This is a genomic window from Fontibacillus forbon (assembly GCF_046559655.1).
Lineage (GTDB): Bacteria > Bacillota > Bacilli > Paenibacillales > Paenibacillaceae > Fontibacillus.
The window spans coordinates 411,389-431,143 of record NZ_JBKGFV010000005.1; the positions used below are offsets into that span (position 1 = coordinate 411,389).

At 53.2% G+C, this 19,755-nt stretch carries 16 protein-coding genes; 9 read left to right on the forward strand and 7 right to left on the reverse strand.

Annotation, left to right across the window (positions count from 1 at the left end; genetic code table 11):
- Positions 1-57: 57 nt before the first annotated feature.
- Both ACLB09_RS20675 and ACLB09_RS20680 read right to left on the reverse strand, forming a co-directional pair.
- A complete protein-coding gene (locus tag ACLB09_RS20675) occupies positions 58-1,218 on the reverse strand; it encodes a DUF4179 domain-containing protein (RefSeq protein ID WP_410771743.1) in 1,161 nt (386 codons plus the stop codon).
- On the reverse strand, positions 1,215-1,775 hold the full coding sequence (locus tag ACLB09_RS20680; protein ID WP_410771744.1) for an RNA polymerase sigma factor: 561 nt from the start codon (positions 1,773-1,775) through the stop codon (positions 1,215-1,217). Before ACLB09_RS20680 ends, ACLB09_RS20675 begins: the two co-directional genes overlap by 4 nt.
- A 290-nt stretch (positions 1,776-2,065) precedes the next feature.
- On the opposite strand from ACLB09_RS20680, the gene gltB reads away from it, so the two are divergent.
- On the forward strand, positions 2,066-6,661 hold the full coding sequence (gene gltB / locus ACLB09_RS20685) for a glutamate synthase large subunit (protein ID WP_410771745.1): 4,596 nt from the start codon (positions 2,066-2,068) through the stop codon (positions 6,659-6,661).
- A gap of 547 nt (positions 6,662-7,208) precedes the next feature.
- On the opposite strand, the gene ACLB09_RS20690 is transcribed toward gltB, so the two are convergent.
- On the reverse strand, positions 7,209-7,868 hold the full coding sequence (locus tag ACLB09_RS20690) for a PDDEXK family nuclease (RefSeq protein ID WP_410771746.1): 660 nt from the start codon (positions 7,866-7,868) through the stop codon (positions 7,209-7,211).
- A 222-nt stretch (positions 7,869-8,090) separates the two neighbouring features.
- On the opposite strand from ACLB09_RS20690, the gene ACLB09_RS20695 reads away from it, so the two are divergent.
- The gene (locus ACLB09_RS20695) at positions 8,091-9,002 is read left to right on the forward strand and encodes an ABC transporter ATP-binding protein (RefSeq protein WP_410771747.1); all 912 of its coding nucleotides are present in this window, start codon (positions 8,091-8,093) and stop codon (positions 9,000-9,002) included.
- Positions 8,995-9,771: an ABC transporter permease gene (locus ACLB09_RS20700; protein ID WP_410771748.1), complete on the forward strand. Its 777-nt coding sequence runs from the start codon at positions 8,995-8,997 to the stop codon at positions 9,769-9,771. Before ACLB09_RS20695 ends, ACLB09_RS20700 begins: the two co-directional genes overlap by 8 nt.
- A 110-nt stretch (positions 9,772-9,881) precedes the next feature.
- Here the strand turns inward: ACLB09_RS20700 and ACLB09_RS20705 are convergent, their stop codons facing one another.
- Positions 9,882-10,292 carry a bactofilin family protein gene (locus ACLB09_RS20705; protein WP_410771749.1) on the reverse strand — a complete coding sequence of 137 codons (411 nt, stop codon included), beginning with the start codon at positions 10,290-10,292 and terminating at the stop codon, positions 9,882-9,884.
- A 32-nt stretch (positions 10,293-10,324) separates the two neighbouring features.
- A complete protein-coding gene (locus ACLB09_RS20710) occupies positions 10,325-11,311 on the reverse strand; it encodes a peptidoglycan DD-metalloendopeptidase family protein (protein ID WP_410771750.1) in 987 nt (328 codons plus the stop codon).
- A 176-nt stretch (positions 11,312-11,487) separates the two neighbouring features.
- On the opposite strand from ACLB09_RS20710, the gene cls reads away from it, so the two are divergent.
- A complete protein-coding gene (gene cls, locus ACLB09_RS20715) occupies positions 11,488-12,918 on the forward strand; it encodes a cardiolipin synthase (protein WP_410771825.1) in 1,431 nt (476 codons plus the stop codon).
- 31 nt (positions 12,919-12,949) lie between these two features.
- Here the strand turns inward: cls and ligD are convergent, their stop codons facing one another.
- On the reverse strand, positions 12,950-13,852 hold the full coding sequence (gene ligD, locus ACLB09_RS20720; protein WP_410771751.1) for a non-homologous end-joining DNA ligase: 903 nt from the start codon (positions 13,850-13,852) through the stop codon (positions 12,950-12,952).
- Between the two features lie 179 nt (positions 13,853-14,031).
- On the opposite strand from ligD, the gene ACLB09_RS20725 reads away from it, so the two are divergent.
- A complete protein-coding gene (locus ACLB09_RS20725; protein ID WP_410771826.1) occupies positions 14,032-14,979 on the forward strand; it encodes an ATP-dependent DNA ligase in 948 nt (315 codons plus the stop codon).
- Between the two features lie 22 nt (positions 14,980-15,001).
- Here the strand turns inward: ACLB09_RS20725 and ku are convergent, their stop codons facing one another.
- Positions 15,002-16,051 (reverse strand): non-homologous end joining protein Ku, encoded by a 1,050-nt coding sequence (gene ku, locus ACLB09_RS20730; protein WP_410771752.1) that lies wholly within the window; start codon positions 16,049-16,051, stop codon positions 15,002-15,004.
- 685 nt (positions 16,052-16,736) lie between these two features.
- Between ku and tsaE the strand changes: the two genes are divergently transcribed.
- Genes tsaE through tsaD form a run of 4 tightly spaced genes read left to right on the forward strand, consistent with a single transcriptional unit; the run spans position 16,737 to position 19,684 of the window.
- On the forward strand, positions 16,737-17,228 hold the full coding sequence (tsaE, locus tag ACLB09_RS20735; protein WP_410771753.1) for a tRNA (adenosine(37)-N6)-threonylcarbamoyltransferase complex ATPase subunit type 1 TsaE: 492 nt from the start codon (positions 16,737-16,739) through the stop codon (positions 17,226-17,228).
- Positions 17,218-18,123: a tRNA (adenosine(37)-N6)-threonylcarbamoyltransferase complex dimerization subunit type 1 TsaB gene (gene tsaB / locus ACLB09_RS20740; RefSeq protein ID WP_410771754.1), complete on the forward strand. Its 906-nt coding sequence runs from the start codon at positions 17,218-17,220 to the stop codon at positions 18,121-18,123. Before tsaE ends, tsaB begins: the two co-directional genes overlap by 11 nt.
- A gap of 11 nt (positions 18,124-18,134) precedes the next feature.
- Entirely contained in the window at positions 18,135-18,647 is a 513-nt protein-coding gene (rimI, locus tag ACLB09_RS20745) for a ribosomal protein S18-alanine N-acetyltransferase (protein ID WP_410771755.1), read from the forward strand.
- A 2-nt stretch (positions 18,648-18,649) separates the two neighbouring features.
- Entirely contained in the window at positions 18,650-19,684 is a 1,035-nt protein-coding gene (gene tsaD, locus ACLB09_RS20750; RefSeq protein ID WP_410771756.1) for a tRNA (adenosine(37)-N6)-threonylcarbamoyltransferase complex transferase subunit TsaD, read from the forward strand.
- The last annotated feature ends 71 nt before the right edge of the window (positions 19,685-19,755 follow it).

A 19,755-nucleotide genomic window follows, 5' to 3' on the forward strand; every position in this document is an offset into this window, starting at 1 on the left:
GTAAAATTGGAGAACCTGCAAGACCACCTCTAAGGCGGCCTTGCAGGTTCTTTTTTTCTAGGATGTAGAGTCCGGCATTTCATCCGGCAGCGGGAGCTCTATCGTCAGGCTGTCGATCTGTTGTTCCGTATAGGATTGATTCTCGTCCAGCGGAAACTTCATTAAAACGGGAATAATGGTCACTGAAGTCGACTGCTCGGGCACAGGCTCGGTAAACAAAACATAATCACTACGCCGAACCCACTGTTCCCTGGGAAGAGTACGGTCCATAATCCCGCCCTTGGACGATTGGGTAACGATTATTAATTCCTCTTGTTCTGGACCTGCCAGTATTTTGAATTTCAAGCCGTAGCGATATTTTTCATTATAAACATTCGCTTCATCCCATTTTGCCGGGTACTCCAGGCGGAGGTTCCATTCCGAAGAGCGGGGGGCTGACCGTGCGTTAATCGCCTGGAATGTAACGCCCTCGGAAGTTTTTAAATAATCGTCGCCGTAATCGCTGGCCTTGACAGAGCCCTTTTTTTCAACCTGAAGTGCGAAATTCCAGTTTCCGGACAGAACCTGGCCCGGCAGATCGGAGGAAACAGCGCCCGTATCGGTAATGGCGAGCTGGGGAACCCTCATTTTGAGCATGAATCGATCCGGTATATTACCGTTGAAATAATAGTTGACGATCCCGACTTTCCCGTCTTCCCAGGATCCCCCGGAGTCGGACATGAGTACGGGCGGCAAAGAGGCCTTAAATTCGGGGTCCAATTGAAAGGAAGGGGAGACGGTTTGGGACTTCTGAAACCCGGCTACGGCATTTAAAGAGTAGCTGAAAGTTAACCTTAAGCCGTCAAAGACGACTTCATGGATTCGGAGGGTATACCCTTGATCCGTTGCTTCGGCCAAGATTGGGAGGTCGCCTTTGGTCTCGGTAACCGACAGCCCCCGGTCGCCCATATTCATGAAAATGGAGCGGAGCCAAGGCTTCAAAGTATCGGCGAAAGTGTTACTTTCGGCGAACAGCAGGCACGCCAGAATAAGAAAGGTCCCGGTCGCCAGGACAATGGCCTTGGCGGCCCGTATTTTTGTCGGTCGACGCACCCTCCGGGGCGGCTGAAAATCCAGCTCATTCAAGGTTCTTTCGATAGTATCGCGAACCGGGTCGGGAACGGAACCGCGCAGCCGTTCAAAAGATTTTTTCATCCATTCATCCTCTTTTGGGTTCATTGGAGAGCCTCCTTTGACAAAGAATCGGGTTCGGCCGAGTTCATCCGATCTGCGCCCATTATCGCCGAAAGCTTGGCCCGGGCTCTGTGCAATCGCGATTTCACCGTGCCCTCGGAAATATCCAGAATCTGCGCGATCTCTTTTACCGGGATGTCCTGAATATAATAAAGGGCGATGATTTCTTTGTGGTCCAGGTCAAGATTTCTCAGTAGTTCGTCCAATACCAATCGGTCTTCAAAGCCGGCGATGTCTTGTTCGGCATGATAGGCCAAATGATTGACCGTTGAGGCAAAACGCCGATTCTGCCGAAGAATGGTCCGGCATTCATTGATCAGAATACGAATCAGCCAGGTGCGGAAATGGGCCGGCTCCCGCAGTTGGTTCAAGTTCCGGTAGGCTTTCAGTATAGTTTCCTGGATGGCGTCGGAAGCATCGTTATCCGTGTTCACAATTCCCCGCGCCACACCGTACATGATCCCCTCACTGTGCCGGATCAGCGACACAAAATCATCCTTGGATCCGTCGATAGCCCGTTTTACGATTTCACTAATGTCCATGGAGGAACTCCTTTCCATTAACTCGTCTATTAGATGGATGGAGACGGAGATAGGTTCCCTCACCCTGCAAATTTCTTAGCAAATAGGTCTAATCTGATATGTTCGGCTATAGGGAGACCGCTTTCAAAGGTAATGTACTTGATTCCTTCTAAAATTTATTAGCATTAGTGCAAAAGAAAGAGAAGATAGTGCAAAAACAGTCGAAGCGTTTTCCGTTAGAATAAAAATACTAAATGAAACCCGTCGTTTACAAGGTGACTTACTTTATTTATAGAAAGGTTGCGCTGAACATGAAACACACAGTTATACCACCAAAGCAGGGACTCTACGATCCCGCCTTCGAAAAAGACGCCTGCGGAATGGGTTTTGTTGCCCATATCAAAGGCAAGGCTTCGCACGCCATCGTCAGTCAGGCACTCACGATGCTGAGCAATATGGAGCACCGCGGGGGCCAGGGAAGCGAACCGAATTCCGGAGACGGCGCAGGTATTTTACTGCAAATCCCGCACCGGTTTTTTACCTCGGAAGCGAAGAAGCTGGGATACCGACTTCCGGAAGCGGGACAATACGGGGTCGGAATGCTGTTTTTGCCGCATGATGCGGCAGTCCGCAGCCGGCAAGAAGCCGAATTGACCCGGATCGTGGAAGAAGAGGGGCAAAAAGTGATCGGTTTCCGTACCGTCCCGACCCGGGACGATATGCTCGGTAAATCGGCCAGAGAAGCCAAACCGTTCGTCCGGCAAATTTTCATCGCCCGCAGCGGAAATCTTCAGACCGATTTGGACTTTGAGCGCAAGTTGTATGTAATCCGGCGCCGGGCGGAGCTGGCTATCCGTTACGGCGGTGCGGAAGAGGGCGATGCTTTTTACGTTTCCAGCATGTCCTGCCGTAAAGTTGTATATAAAGGAATGCTTACGACGGAGCAGGTCGGACAATTCTATCTGGACCTGAAGGATGAAACCCTGGAATCAGCCATCGCGCTCGTTCACTCCCGTTTCAGTACGAATACGTTCCCAAGCTGGGAACGCGCGCATCCTTACCGGTTCATGATTCATAACGGCGAGATCAACACGCTGCGCGGCAATGTGAACTGGATGCATGCCCGGCAGTCGATGTTCGAAACGGAAGCCTTCGGCAGCGATCTTGAAAAGGTGAAGCCGGTGATTAATCCGGATGGTTCGGATACGGCGATGTTCGATAATACCTTCGAATTTCTGTATTTGAGCGGCCGTTCGCTCCCGCATGTCGCCATGATGATGGTGCCGGAGCCATGGAGCAACCATGCCGAAATGGATGAGGACAAAAAGGCATTCTATGAATACCATAGCGCTCTGATGGAGCCATGGGACGGGCCTGCAGCCATGGGCTTTACCGATGGAATCCAGATCGGGGCGATTCTTGACCGGAACGGACTCCGCCCTTCCCGTTATTACGTAACCAAGGACGATCTGATTGTACTCTCCTCCGAGGTAGGCGTATTGGATATTCCTGCGGAAGATGTACTGTACAAAGACCGGTTGCGGCCTGGACGCATGCTTCTCGTAGATACGAAAGAAGGACGGATTATTTCGGACGAGGAAGTCAAAGCGTCGATCGCGAAGGAGAATCCTTACCGCGAGTGGTTGGATGAGCATATGGTAGTTCTCGAGGATCTTCCGGAAGCGCCGGAGCTGCCTTCGGAACGCCATGAGAATATTTCACTCCGCCAAATGGCGTTCGGATACAGTTTCGAGGATTTGCGCAAAGTGTTTGAACCGATGGCGCTGACGGGCGCGGAAGGCATCGCCTCCATGGGATACGACGCACCGCTGGCCGTACTGTCGGACCGGCCGCAACGGCTATACAACTATTTCAAGCAAATGTTCGCCCAAGTGACGAATCCGCCGATCGATGCGATCCGGGAAGAACTCGTAACATCTACGGCTACGATGATCGGTCCTGAACGGAACCTGCTGAACCCGGAACCGGAGAGCTGCCGTCAAATCCGGCTGGAATCCCCGATTCTGTCGAATGAGGACTTCGCGAAGCTGCGCCATATTCGCCGTCCGGGATTCAAAGCGATGACCATTCCGATTTTGTTCCCTGCGGATCAAGGTGCGGAAGGACTGCGTAAGGCGGTCGAAACGCTTTGCGAAGCGGCGGACCGCGTTATTGCCAAGGGCCATAACATTCTGATTTTGTCCGACCGTGGCGTAGATGCCGAGAATGCCGCCATTCCGGCCTTGCTCGCCGTGTCGTCGCTGCATCACCACCTGATCCGGAAAGAAACGCGCACCAAGGTCAGCATTTTGCTGGAATCCGGAGAGCCGCGGGAAGTGCATCACTTCGCCTTGCTGCTTGGATACGGCGTGAGCGCGGTGAATCCGTATCTGGCATTCGAGACGCTGGATGACATGATCAGCCAGGGAATGCTGCAAGGCATCTCCCATCAAAAAGCCGTGTACAATTTCATCAAAGCAGCTACAAAGGGCGTCATCAAAACTTTGTCCAAAATGGGTATCTCCACGATCCAATCCTATCGGGGCGCGCAAATTTTTGAAGCGGTCGGACTCAAGGAGGATTTCGTGAACCGGTACTTTACCTGGACACCTTCGCGAATCGGCGGGATCGGCCTCGAAGAGGTTGCCAAAGAGACGCTAAGTCATCATTTCCGCGCTTTCTCCAATCTGGACGGCAATGACCGGGTGCTCGACTCCATCGGGGAATATCAATGGCGGAGCGACGGCGAAGAGCATTTGTTTAACCCGCAAACGGTTCATTTGCTCCAGCAGTCGGTACGTACCGGGGATTATGGCATTTACAAAAAATTCTCCTCCATCGTTCAAGGGGAGAACGAGAAATATTTGACGCTTCGTTCGCTGCTCGATTTGAAACCTGCCGGGCCGAAAGTACCGCTGGAGGAAGTAGAATCGGCAGCATCGATTATGTGCCGCTTCAAGACGGGGGCCATGTCTTTCGGTTCGATCAGTAAAGAAGCGCATGAGACGATAGCGATTGCGATGAACCGCATCGGCGGCAAGAGCAATACCGGTGAAGGCGGAGAAGATCCTTCACGCTTCGTTCGGGATGCAAACGGCGATTTACGGCGCAGCGCGATCAAACAGGTCGCCTCGGGACGGTTCGGCGTAACATCGCACTATCTGGTCAATGCCGATGAAATTCAGATCAAGATGGCGCAGGGGGCAAAACCGGGCGAAGGCGGCCAGCTTCCGGGCAAAAAGGTATACCCTTGGGTAGCGGAAGTCCGCGGATCGACGCCTGGCGTCGGCCTCATTTCGCCGCCGCCGCATCATGACATTTATTCGATCGAAGATTTGGCTGAACTTATATTCGATCTCAAGAATGCGAATCCTCGGGCTCGCATCAACGTGAAGCTGGTGTCCGAAGCGGGTGTGGGCACGATCGCAGCCGGCGTGGCCAAAGGGCGTGCGGACGTGATCCTCGTAAGCGGTTATGACGGGGGAACCGGGGCGTCGCCACAGAGCTCGATCCGCCATGCAGGGCTTCCTTGGGAGCTTGGTTTGGCCGAGACGCATCAGACCCTGATGCTGAACAATCTTCGCGACCGCGTCGTCCTTGAGACGGACGGAAAGATGCTGACCGGACGCGATCTGGCCGTAGCGGCATTGCTCGGCGCCGAAGAATACGGCTTCTCTACGGCACCGCTCGTTGCGGTCGGCTGCATCATGATGCGTGTCTGCCAACTGGATACTTGTCCGGTCGGCGTGGCGACGCAAAATCCGGAACTGCGCAAAAACTTCACCGGCGATCCGCAGCATGTCGTCAATTTCATGACGTTCGTAGCGGAAAATCTTCGTGAATGGATGTCCGAGCTCGGCTTCCGCAGTTTGGAGGAAATGATCGGACGCACGGATTGCCTGGATACCTTCAAGGCGATCGACCATTGGAAGAAGAAGGGGGTCGATCTGTCCTCCTTGCTGCATATGCCGAAGGTGCCTGAAGGCAGCAGCCGGTTCTGCACACGCCGGCAGAACCATGGTCTGGAAGAGACGCTGGATCTCACGCATCTCCTGGGCCTGGCGGCACCGGCGCTGGAACGCGGCGAAGCCGTCAGCGCGGCGTTGCCGATCTGCAACGTGAACCGGGCTACGGGCACGATCCTCGGCAGCGAAGTGACGCGCATTTATGGCGCGGCCGGCTTGCCGGAGGATACGATCACGTTCCGGTTCGAGGGATCGGCGGGACAAAGCTTCGGCGCCTTCGTGCCGAAGGGCATGACGTTGACGGTGGAAGGCGACGCCAACGACTACACCGGCAAAGGCTTGTCGGGCGGCAAGGTGATCGTGAAGCCGTCGCCGCGGGCGACGTTCGCGGCCGAGGAGAATATCATCGTCGGGAACACCTCGTTTTACGGGGCGACCGGCGGGGAAGCCTACATCCGCGGCATCGCCGGCGAACGGTTCGCGGTTCGGAACTCCGGCGCGAACATCGTCGTTGAAGGCGTGGGCGACCACGGCTGCGAGTACATGACCGGTGGACGCGTCGTCGTTCTCGGCGGTACGGGCCGTAACTTCGCGGCCGGGATGTCCGGAGGCATCGCTTATGCGCTCGATTTGCAGGGCGACTTCATCAACCGCTGCAACCTGGAAATGGTGCTGCTGGAGCCCGTGGCAGACCTGTCGGAAGTCGATCAGCTCCGCACGCTGATCAGCCGCCATGTCCTGTACACGGAGAGCGTCGTCGGCCGCCGCGTGCTGGACAACTGGAACGAGCTGCTGCCGAAATTCGTCCGCGTCATTCCAAAGGATTACAAACGGATGCTGGAGCAAATCCGCAAGGTGGAGAACGAAGGCTTGAAAGGCGAAGACGCCCTTCTAGCCGCATTCGAAGCCAACACGCGGGAGCTGGCCCGCTCCGGTAACTAATGAATTGAATGGTTGCCCTGTTTCATTAATGTCTACTCCTACTGCTGCACTTGCTCCTACTCCTGCTCTTCGCAGGCCAACCGCCAGGTGTCACGGTTTTCCGTGGCACCCGGTTTTTTGTTTCGACATGGGCGTTTGCTGATTGGATAAATTCCAAGCGGATGACTGCTCTGGCGTCACATTTGTACTTTCGTTGGATAAAATCCAGTGAAAATCCCTAAGTAACCAATGTCGTGGCATAAAACTCACATTTTGCTGGAAATCTTCCAATCAAGCTACTTACGGAGAAATGTTAGCCCTAGTTCGTTGGATAAAATCCAACGAATCTTAGACGCAGCATATTATTGATAGTTGGAGGTGTGATTATCGGCCCAAGTTTCATATCGCACACATCGCACACATCGCACACATCGCACACATCGCACATTCGATCTTCAACTTGTTGAATATCTCCGGGGTGCCACTTGAAATGGTGTTTTTGAAAAACGCTAAAATATTCAAAATTCTTGCAATATGTAACGATCAGACCAGGTTGTGGACAGTTAATTTATATGGGAAAAGGAACTTCTCTCAAGTTCGTAATATCGTATAGGGCTCCAATTTGTACGGGGTTTAGTAAGTCTTTATCGGCTAACGATCTTAACCATCTGCGTGCTGTTCTAAAGTCCATGTGCATAAAATCGGCCACATCTTTAGGACGTATTTTTCTGCCTAAACTCCAGGCCAGCCGTAGAATTTCTTTCTCTATCGGATGGAGAGATTGGGGGAACTCGGCCCGAATTAAGTGGGGACTTATAACCAATTGGAGCAGCATCCTGCATATCTCGGGACGATATTGTACATCATCAAAAGAAAAATGGATCATCTTCCACCCCATGCCAGTGAGGAAGGTGTCTCGATTGAGTGCATAACAATGCTTCTCTCGATCCATATCTTTGATATGGCTTTGAAACCCGTCGCATTCCAAGCCGAATTTCCCGAACGGCGGAAGAAAGGCAAAATCCAGAAATTGCGATTTACGGTTCCTGTCGTATACCTCATATTCCGGATGTAAGTTTTCTAGCGTGCCGAATAATGGCCACCATACATTTTGCAGTAAGAGTTTTTCTGCATAATTATGTCCCCGGAGTAACCTTCCTTTTCTTTCACCGGTTCGGCGGGCCATGTGGTTCTTGATTAATGCCAGGTGAGCTTCCTCGAAATTCATTTTCTGCACCTCCTTAAAAATAAAGAACGTCCTTTTCCGTACAGGAAAAAGGACGTTCTTCGTCTGTGAAATTACACCACTAAAAGTACTCGTCTTCCAGGTTTTTTCGCTCCCCATCCCCACCTATGTTAAAATAGGGAAAACTCTGCCATTTAAAGATTGTTGAAACCCGAAAGGTTCCAGCAACTGCCAGCCAAAAGGGCAATTAAGGGAGTGAATGATATGACACAGGAACCTGTTGTGCGGATACAGGGCGTCAGCAAGGTGATCGGCGGCAAGACGCTGATTGATGATTTGACGCTGGATATTCCGCCGGGCCAGGTGTACGGTTTTTTGGGGCCGAACGGGGCCGGGAAGACGACGACGATCCGGATGATGGTCGGGTTGATGTCGATTTCGAAAGGGGATATCCTGATTCAGGGAGCGAGCGTGAAAACGGATTTCGAGCAGGCGATTTCCCATGTGGGCGCGATCGTCGAGAACCCGGAAATGTACAAGTTTCTTACGGGCTATCAAAATATGCTGCACTATGCCCGGATGTCGCCGGGGATTAGCCGGCAAAGAATGATGGAAGCGGTGGAACGCGTAGGGATGCAGCATCGCATTCACGACAAAGTGAAGACGTATTCCCTCGGGATGCGGCAGCGTCTGGGCGTGGCCCAGGCGATTTTGCACCGGCCGAAGCTGCTCGTGTTGGACGAGCCGACGAACGGTCTGGATCCCCAAGGGATCCGCGAGCTGCGGGATTATTTACGGATCCTGGCAAGGGAGGAAGGGACGACGGTGTTCGTTTCCAGCCACCTGTTATCCGAAATGGAGCTGATGTGCGATACGGTGGCCGTGATTCAGCAAGGACGGCTGATCGACGTGAAGCAGTTAAACCATGGAGAAACACCGGCAGACGGTCAGCGTGAAACGGCATTCGAAGTGGATGATCCGGCAAAAGCGCTGGAACTGGTGGGACATGGTCGGATCGAAGGCGGAAGCCTGATCGTTGCTGTAGACCGGAACGCCGCTGCCGGAATCAATGCGAAGCTGGTTATGGCCGGCATGTCTGTATACGCTATCCGCGTGGTTACCCGCTCGCTGGAAGATCAATTTTTGGAAATGACGGGAGGCGGGCATATTGGGTAATTTTTTGCAGCTGATTCAAAATGAAAATATGAAAATATACCGACGGCTGCGCACGTGGATCATGTTTGCCATATTGGTGCTGTTGACGATGCTGTTTGGCGTGTTATTTTACCTGGGCAGCGCTTCTCTTCCAATGGCCGCCTGGGATGCGGTGGATCAATTGTCGTTTCTTTATTTCCTGGTGTCGATTTTTTCAGTGATCGTAGCTGCCGATATCGTCGCGGGGGAGTTTACGTGGGGAACGATCAAGCTGCTGCTTGTCCGTCCCTGGACGCGGTCCAAGATTCTGCTATCCAAATTTCTGACGCTGCTGTTGTTTACGTTGGCCATGACGGCGGTTTATCTTCTTGCCACCCTGGCGGTTTCGTTTTTGCTTTTCCCGAATACTGTATCAGGCGTCTTTCCGCAAGGTTCAGGGCCGTTTGGATATATCATGGAGGATTTGCTTTATAATTATATCGATCTGCTGGTGATCGTTATCTTTTCCTTTATGGTTTCCACGGTATTTCGTACGAGCGGCCTTGCGATCGGGTTATCGATGTTCATCTTGTTTGCCGGCAATATTTTTACGATGCTGTTTCACCCGTCACGCTATGCCTGGGCGAAATATATGTTGTTCGTCAACATGGACCTCGGTCAATACCGGGGAGGGCAGATCGGTCCTGCGGGGATGACGCTGGGGTTCTCGGTTGCCGTTCTAGGCGGGTACGTACTGGCGTTTCTGCTCATTTCCTGGTTCGTTTTCAAAAAAAGAGATGTTGCTGCATAGTAAGTATCATTAAGTATCGAGTATCTCTATCATGCTTCACGCAAAAAGAACAAAAAGTTCCCGTTGCTCCAAAGAGCAATCGGGAACTTATTTTATAAGCTTCACTTGGATTACCCCGCTTCAGGCCGTGCCGACTTTTTGGGTGCCTTTTCCTTAACCGGAAGCACGGCGGGAGTAATCTTCTCCATCTGACTGGAGCCGTTCAACAGGCCGCCTTCCACAATGATCAGCTTGGCAACGTTGACATTCCCGTCAACTTGACCGCTGCCGGTGATCGTCAGACGCCCGTGGCTCATAATGTCTCCGATGACTTTTCCTGCTACGACGATGTCGGCACCCATAATATTAGACCTTGCTTCACCGGTTTCACCGACAACGACCTGTCCTACGCAGTGTATTTCCCCCTGGAATTTTCCTTCAATCCGAAGATTGGCCTCGCATTCGAGTTTGCCTTCGGCGGAACTGCCTTGGCCGATGAGCGTATCCGTAGTGCCTGCTGAAACTTTGCTTTCTTTGAACATCTTTTTTCAACCTCCATCAGTCGCAAAATGAATTATTTCAAATAAGGGAGCGGATCGACGGGCTTATCCTGCTTCACGATTTCAAAATGCAGATGCGGCCCGGTGCTGCGGCCGGTGCTGCCCAAGCTGCCGATTCTTTGTCCTTTGGTCACGGTATCGCCTTCGGAAACACTGATTTTGCTAAGATGGAGGTACCAGCTCTCCAAGCCGCCGGGATGCTCAACGACGATGTACTTGCCATGAGAGCCGTCTTTTGCCGTAGTAATCACTTTACCGGCTCCGGCAGCATAGACGGGATCACCGGTTTTACCGGCAATGTCGATACCGGCATGAAAAGAGGCCCGTCCTGTGAATGGGTCGGTTCGGTAACCAAAGTTGGAAGTCAGCCGTTTGGAAAGAGTGGGCCATTCCGTTGGCGTTCCCGAGAGCGTATATTGGGTTTGCCGGGCTTTTTTCAGAGTGACGGGGACGTTTTTCTCCATTTCATCAAGCATGGTGCTCATTTGGGAAAATTGATCCCGCGTATCCGTGGCCAATTGTTCGATTTCGTTCTCATGGACCGCGATAAATTCACCGCCCACTCCAAGCGGTTCATCCGCGTCCCAAGTCAGGGAGGACAGCTCCCCAAGCTCATCTCCGGGACCGTATTTGTCAATAAACCTCTGCAGTTCAGCTTCAAGCTCGGTTACCCGCTCCATCCGTTCCATCATCTCCTTGGACTGCCCGGACAAAGCGATGACCTCATTCTGCAGCCGCTCTATAGCCGCGTCCTTGTCGGTTACGACCGCTTCAAACCGGAGATCCTGGCCTTGGATTTGCCGTTCGAGCTTGCCGATCGTTTGGCTGGATTGAATTTGCAGGCTAATGATCAGGCCGGATATGGAAAGCAGGGCGATCAGCGGGACGGCGACAACAAGCGGCTTGGACACATGCAACTGCTTGACTGGCTGATTCGCATCCCTAAGGACGAGCAGAGTCATCCGCTGAGGGTTCGATAAGCCGATGCTGGCGGTTTTCATGGCGTCTCCTTTCCTCTCAATATGAGATTGCAAATGAAAGCCTTCTATAACTTATCTATTCCTATGACTCTTAAATCATGTCAAAAAAAGCGCCTTGTCTGATATATCACCTCTAGGAATTATGAATAAATTAGTTGCAGGATGGTTAATGCTGATTGAAGGGAAGGGTGAAAGATATGGTTTGGCTGGTGCTGATATTACTCGCTTTTATTTTTCAGATCGCAACGATTCTTGTATTGGAATTCCGCAGCCCCAGCAAGGCGGTAGCCTGGATGTTCATTCTGTTCGTAGTTCCGCTAATCGGCTTTATTCTCTATTATTTCGTGGCCCAGGACTACAAGAAGCGAAGAAAACTCCGGAGACGGGGAAGCCGTTTGTTTCAGGAAATGAAAGCCCGCTTGTGGCAGCAATCGGAAATCGTGGATTCGATCGGGAGCATGCATAACGGGGAATTTGCCGGCCATGAACGGTTATTCAGCTTGTTGACGCACCTGTCCGAAAGTCCGATAACGGGATGCAACGAGACGCAGGTGTTCAACAATGGGGGTGCGGCGTTTCATGCCATGCTGGCGGAAATGGATAAGGCCAAGGACCATATACATATCGAGTTTTATATTTTCCGGAATGACGGGATTGGGACTCAATTTCAAGAAGTGATGATGCGCAAGGCGAGGGAAGGGGTAAAGGTCCGACTGATTTGCGACGGGCTGGGCAGCTATAAATTGCCACGCTCCTTTATAAGGAAGCTGGAGGAAGCGGGCGTCGAGTTCTTCTTCTTTTTGCCGCCGCTGATTGCCACACTGGACCGCCGTGTAAATTACAGGAATCACCGGAAAATCATCGTGATCGACGGAACGGTCGGGTTTGTCGGCGGATTGAATGTAGGCGATGATTATCTCGGCCTGTATGAAAAAATGGGATATTGGCGGGATACGCACTTGCAAATTAAAGGTGATGCGGTGTACTTTTTGCAAAATACGTTTCTCGGAGATTGGCGGCTCGCTTCCGGGCAGCGCATCAATGATCCCGCTTTGTTTCCGGAGCACGATTGCCAAGGGGCGGAGCAGGTCCAAATTTTGACCAGCGGACCCGACCAGCATTGGAACGCGCTGCAGGAAATGTGCTTTGGCGCGATTTCGGTAGCCAAACGGCGGATTTGGATTGCGTCGCCGTATTTCATTCCCGATCCCAGCATTTATGCGGGGCTTAAGACGGCTGCAGTCAGCGGCGTTGAGGTAAAGATCATCATCCCGTATCATTCCGATAGCCGTCTTGTAAAGCTTGCTTCCCTTTCATATGTGGAGGATCTGATGCAGGCGGGTGTGGAATTTTATGAATATACGAAAGGCTTTGTTCATGCCAAAGTATTGATCGTGGACGATTTGCTGGCCTCGGTCGGCACGGCCAATATGGACATGCGCAGCTTCTTTTACAATTTTGAGATGACGGCGCTGCTATTTGATCAGGAGCCGATTTCCCGGCTTTCGAAGGATTTCGAGCAGGATTTAAGCGATAGCCGCATGATTGTACTGCGGGAGTTTGCCCGCCGGTCCCGTCTGCAAAAGGGCGCCGAGCTGGTGGCCAGGCTGTTGTCCCCGCTTTTGTGAGACATTGCGTGCCGGATTCGCGCCGCCCGGGTCACTTTTTTCCGGCAGGCTGCCGCAAATGCTGAAGGATCATTTCCACGGACTGGGGAGGAACGGCTTCAAGCAAATCACCCTTTTCATAAAGCCGACTGCCGATGTTCAAAAGATGAAAATCCGACGGGGACGGGTTGCGCCGGACTTCTTCCCAGGTCAGGGGAGTCGACACGCTGGCGGCCTGCCTGGCTCTCGGGGTATACGGGGCGGCAAGCGTTTTTCCGCCATAGTGCTGAAGGTAGTCGAAATAAATTTTGTCGCCGCGGTCTTTTTTCAGCCGTTCAATCGTAAATAACCGGGGGTATTTTTCCGTTACATAACGGGCGACGAAATGACCGATCAGGCGGAGGTCGTCGAAAGATACGCCATACTGGATCGGGACGATTATTTGCACGCCGGTAGCCCCGGATGTTTTCGGTACGGAAGACAGGCCTAATGAGGTCAAAATATCGCCGACATACGAAGCGGCCTCCATGATGCGCGGCTCTTCGTCCATCGACGGATCGAGATCGATCATCCACTCGCAGGGGAGCTGCTCTCCGACGTAGTGGAGGGAAGGATGGAATTCGATGGCTGCCAAATTGCCTAGCCACAGGAGCGCCGGAAGACTATCCAGCATGACATAGTTAATGCCCTCGTGAACCGCGGTTTGAACGAATGGCGGCCGTGGCTCCGGGGCGTTTTTCTGATAGAAAAACTTGCTGTGAATTCCTCCCGGATAACGGATCGTCGTAAGCAGCCGGTTCCGGCAGTACCGCAGCAGGTATGGGGACAGTTCTGCGAGTTTCTGCAAATACATCAGCTTTGTAATTCCGGCTTCCGGCCACAGCAGCTTGTCGGGATTGCTTACGGGGACTTCCTCCCCGTCGATGATAATGGTCCCTTTGATATTGCGTGCCATCTTGAAGTGATCCCTCCTTTCCCTGTTATCTTTGCCCGATTGTCCGAAACTGATGAGCCCGCTCAGGGAATGGTTACCGCAAGCAGAGGGAACACTTTGGGACAATAATATCCGGGATTAATTAAGAACCGGGATTAGAGTTTCTGTGATGAGCATCAGGAGGAGGCATTGTGAGTGAAATGAAACTGCAGCCGGTAATTCCCTTTGAGCCGGTCCGGGCCCATGATATTCCCCGTGGCGACGATTGGATCGCTCAGGTGAAGTGGGACGGAGTACGGATGCTTACTTATTACGATGGTCATGAAGTACGGCTCATTAACCGAAAAGGAAATGACCGTACGCTGCAATACCCGGAATTTACCGATGTTCCGGCTTATTGTAATGCAAAATCCGTAATCCTGGACGGGGAAATGATCGCGCTGGCCGGAGGGAAGCCTTCGTTTCACGAAGTAATGCGGCGCGACAGCCTGCGGCGGGAGCGGGAGATCACTTTTGCGGCATCGCGCATTCCGGCGATTTATATGATATTTGATGTTCTGTATTGCGACGGGGAATGGGTTAACGGTTTTCCTTTAAGCCGTAGACAGCAACTGCTGCAAGATATCATAACGCCGCACGAACGACTGCAGCTCGTTCCCAATGTGGCGGACGCGGAGAGCCTGTTCACCGTTATGAAACAACAGGGCTGGGAAGGCATTGTATGCAAACGGCTAGACAGCACCTACGCCATTGGCGGCAAAGATTCGCGCTGGTGCAAACTGAAGCTGGCCCATGATCTCTATGCCGCAATAGGCGGAGTGACTTATCGTGACGGAAGAGTAAATGCGCTGTTGCTGGGTCTATACGATGAGGAAGGCAGATTCATTTATATTGGACATGCGGGAACGGGAAAATGGAAAGCCGGAGAATGGATCCGTATGACCGAGGCGGCGTCGGCACTGAGAACCGGCACCCGTCCGTTCGCCAACACCCCGGAACGGATTAAGGGGGCGGAGTGGATCAAGCCGCAGCTTACGGTGAAGGTGCAATTTTTGGAATGGACCCCCGGGGGAACGATGCGTCATCCCGTCATACAGGGATGGGCGAATGTGCCGCCGGAGGCTTGTATCCTATCGCAGAGCATTTAGCTTAGCGGGCATAGACTGTCTGTTAGGAGATGGTCTTATTGGCGGTTTTGGTACTTTTCCGCTTCGGCTTCGGAACGACGACGGTTTCTGCCGGACCGCCTCCGGAACTGGCTGCAGCCGGGGTAGCGGCAGTCTTCTTCTTACGGGGAGCAGCTGTTCCTGTACCAGCCGCTCCCGTACTGTCGGTGGCTCCTGATGCTGCCGTATCCTCGACGGCGGTTCCCTTTTTGCCGCGGGTACCGGCAGCGGTGGCCGACGCCCCCCGGGTCCGCTTGGCTTTGCCCGGGCCGGGATCGGTAGCGATCGGTTTTACCGCTTCGATGCTGGCCTGGAGCGCGGCCATCAGATCGATCACGTTGCTCTCCGGCTTGGCCGGAGCCAGGCTGATTTCCTCACCGGCTACTTTTTGCCCGATCAACTGCAGCAGATTGTCGCGATAATCGTCATTGTACTTTTCCGGTTCAAACGGGGTCGATAACTGCTCGATCAACAGCTTCGCCATGGTCAATTCTTTATCATTGATGTTGACGTTCTCCGGCAGATTCGGCACCTGACTGATCGGCCGGATTTCATCCGGATAAAAGATCGTTTCCACCGCGAGACATCCCTCCATCACCCGGATGGCCGCCAGGCTGCTCTTGGAGCGGATGGCGATTTTGGCGATTCCGATCTTTCCCGATTGCCGCATCGCTTCCAGGAGAAGCTGATAGGCGTTCGACCCGGCCTGGTCGGGAGACAAATAATACGTCTTTTGAAAATAGATCGGATCGATATCGTGCAAATCAACAAAATCCAGAATAGTGATCGTTTTCTCGGTACTTGCCGACAGCTGTTCGAGCTCCTCTTTTTCAAACAGCACGTATTTCCCCTTTTCGTACTCATATCCGCGGGAAATATCCTCCCAATTCACATCAACGTCGCAGGCCGGACAGCGTCTGACGTAAGAAATCGGGCTGCCGCATTCCTTATGAATGTATTTCATGGAAATATCTTTGTCCTCCGTAGCGGAGAACATTTTAACCGGCACGTGGACCAACCCGAAGCTGATGGCTCCTTTCCAAACCGTATGCACCTGAAGGTTAACTCCTTTCATCGCTGCAGCGGCGGATACGCCTTGCAGTTTTTCCCTTAGTATGGATATAAAAATAAATTCTATGAACCCTGGTATAAGGGCCGTGTTCAAGAGTTCGGAATAGGATCCCTGAAAGGTTGCGTGTTGCGGGTGCCGGGGCGGACCGATATAATGGGGACATACGATTTTTGAATGTAGCGAAGTTTGGAACTGACGGCCGATCTTCCGGATTTTTGCACCGGACTTGAAAGCATAACGCGAAACCTCGACAAGATATCGATTAACTGGAAAATATACAGTTATATTTATGCCAAGCACTGAAATCTTTATATTAACTGTAAAACATGCTGCTAATTGAGCCGATATCACCTTACCAGTGGGAAAATCCCGAATTTAGATGTAGATTATCCAGTTATTTTGAGTTTGGGCGTGGTAAATGAAAAATTAACTGGAGAAAATCCAGTTAATTACGACTGCTAGCGCACGTGTTTGAGAGCTTGCAGGTGGCTGGGGATGGTTCAGGGAATAGTTACAAGCCGATAATGTCGGGTGCGATGTCGCATGCCAGTTGAGAATGCCAGTTGAGAATGCCAGCTGAGCAAGCCGGGTGCGTTGCGGATTGTTGGCTGAGGCCGGTCGATGAGATCAAGTTGTCTTGCAGGCTCACGTAAAGGAAGGGTAACCGATGGAATGGATATTTGATAAGGCAACTGCGGGGTATGTATGTAGGGTGGCGGATTTGAACGGGACGGACAAGCTCGCCGCTTATTTGGCGCGTCAATCGGTGCCGGGAACGGTAATTGCGCTGGATGGCGATTTGGGGGCAGGAAAGACGGCTTTTTCCCAGCGGTTTGCCAAGCATTTGAATGTGCTCGATACCGTTAACAGTCCGACATTTACGTTAATTAAGGAATATGAGGGCAGGCTGCCATTCTATCATATGGATGTTTACAGGCTGTCGCTGGAAGAGGCCGAAGAACTCGGGCTGGATGAGTACTTTTTCGGTTCCGGCGTTACTTTGGTGGAATGGGGAAGTCTGATTGAGGAAATTTTACCGCCGGAAGTACTTTATATTTACATAGAATCTTCGGCCGGAACGGAACGCACTTTTTACCTAAAAGGCTCCGGTCAGCCTTACGAAGCCTGGATCAACACCTTGAGAGAGAATGGAGCCTGACATAATGAATCATTTAGAGCATGGAAAACGGCCGCTGCAGCGGTTATTGGCGTTTGATACATCGACCTCTTCCCTGGCGGTTGCCGTCATGGAGAACGGCAAGCTGCTGGCCGAGGCGAACATTCACGCCGAACGTAATCATTCGGCGTACCTGGTCAGCGCCATCGGCGATGTCCTTGCCGCCGCGGGCATAGCGAAGGCGGAGCTGGACGGCATCGCCGTCGGAGTGGGCCCCGGTTCTTACACCGGGGCCCGGATTGCCGTTACGACGGCGAAGACGCTGGCCTGGTCGCTGCGCCTTCCGTTATTCGGCGTATCTAGCCTGGAGGCGATCGCGCTTGGAGGTTGGGCGCGCAGCGCGGGCCAGGACGCGGCTGAGCTTGGCGGCGCGCTGAGTGAATTAGCGGAGGCCGCCAAGTCTGACGCGGCCTCCGGGAACGGCGGCGGGACTGATGGACCCGCCGCCGCCGAACAAAACCGGCCAGCCGGGGATTGGATCATCCCGCTGGTTGATGCGCGGCGCGGACAGGCGTATACCGCGCTGTTTGCCGCAGAGGCCGGCAGGATGCCGGAGCGCCTGGAGCCGGATGGAATCCGGCTGATGGCGAGCTGGACGGAGCAGTTGGCCGGCCTGCTGAATTCGCTCGCGCCGGAGGATCGTCCGTCCGGCGTTTGGTTCGTTGGCGAAACGGCGTTGCACGAGCCGGCGGTCGAGGCGCTTCGGCCGATTTTGGGCGAAGCGCTGCATCTGATCCCCTATGAACTTGAGGGGATCTGGGTCGGCTTGACAGGCACCCGCCGAGCACTGCTGCGTGGCGGCGATGATGTGCATGCGTTGGAGCCGAACTATACTCAGTTGGCCGAAGCCGAGGCCAAGCGGCTCCGTGAGCGATAGGAGGGCCGGCGATGAACAGTTTGAACAATGCGGAATCGGAACGAGTGCAATTTCGTCCGATGAAACTTGAAGATATCCCGGATGTCATGGTGATTGAACATGAGTCCTTTACGCTGCCTTGGAGCGAAGAGGCCTTTCGTAACGAATTGACGTTGAACCATTTCGCCCGGTACATCATTATGGATGTGGACGGAAAACCGGCCGGTTATGCCGGAATGTGGACGATCGTGGATGAAGCGCACATTACCAATATCGCCGTCAGAACCGCTTATCGCGGACAGCATTTGGGAGAACGGCTGCTGCGTCAAATGATGGATTGGGCCGGCGAGTTGGGGCTGGAGCGCATGACGCTGGAAGTGCGGGCTTCGAACCAGGTGGCGAAATCACTTTACGCCAAGCTGGGGTTCGTGCCTGCGGGTGTACGTAAAGGTTATTATTCGGACAATCATGAGGATGCCATTATTATGTGGTGCGAGCTGCCGGAGCAGGACAACGGAAGCGGAGTAGAGGAAGGAAGGAACTGAAATTGCTGAATCAGGATTGCTATATACTTGCGGTGGAGACCAGTTGTGACGAGACATCGGCCGCGGTGATCAAAAACGGGACCGAAGTGCTTTCCAATCTGATCGCCAGCCAGATCGAGACGCATAAGGCTTTTGGGGGCGTCGTGCCGGAGGTCGCTTCCCGCAAACATGTCGAAAGCATTACGGTGATGCTGGAGGAAGCCGTGAACCAGGCGGGCATCTCACTTGAGCAATTGTCCGCGGTGGCCGTGACCGAAGGGCCTGGCTTGGTAGGCGCGCTGCTGGTCGGTATTATGGCGGCTAAAAGCCTTGCCTTCGCGCTGGACAAGCCGCTGATCGGCACGCATCATATCGCCGGGCATATTTATGCGAACCGGCTGGTAGGGGAGATTCAGTATCCTTGTCTGGCACTGGTCGTTTCCGGCGGGCATACGGAGCTGGTGCTAATGCAGAGTGAAGGAAGTTTTGAACTGATCGGGCGTACCAGAGACGATGCGGTGGGCGAGGCTTACGACAAAGTAGCGCGCGCTCTCGGCTTTCCGTATCCGGGCGGGCCGCATGTCGACAAACTGGCGCTTTCGTCAGAAGTAGCGGAAGAACTTCCGCGCGCCTGGCTTGAACCGGACTCTTACGACTTCAGCTTTAGCGGGCTCAAGTCCGCCGTGCTGAACGCGGTGAACCAGCACAAGATGCGGGGAGAAAACGGATATCAGGCCGCGATTGCCCGCGGGTTTCAGGAATCGGTGATCGATGTGGTGGTGGAGAAGGCCATCCGGGCGGTCAAATCAACCGGAGCGGTCCAGCTATTGCTCTGTGGCGGGGTCGCCGCCAACCGCGGGCTGCGAGCAGCCTTGAGCGAGCGCTGCGAAAAGGAAGACATCCCGTTGAGTATTCCGCCGCTGGCTTACTGTACCGACAATGCCGCCATGATCGGCGCTGCCGCCTACCTGAAATGGAAACATGGCGAGTTTTCCGGGATGGAGCTTAAAGCCGAGCCGTCCCTCTCGCTATCTTCCTGGTCGGTGAGACAGAACTGAGAAGTATGTGTTATAACTAAAAAAGAGTCGTAATCCGTGTACACATCTACACTCGGATTGCGGCTCTTTTC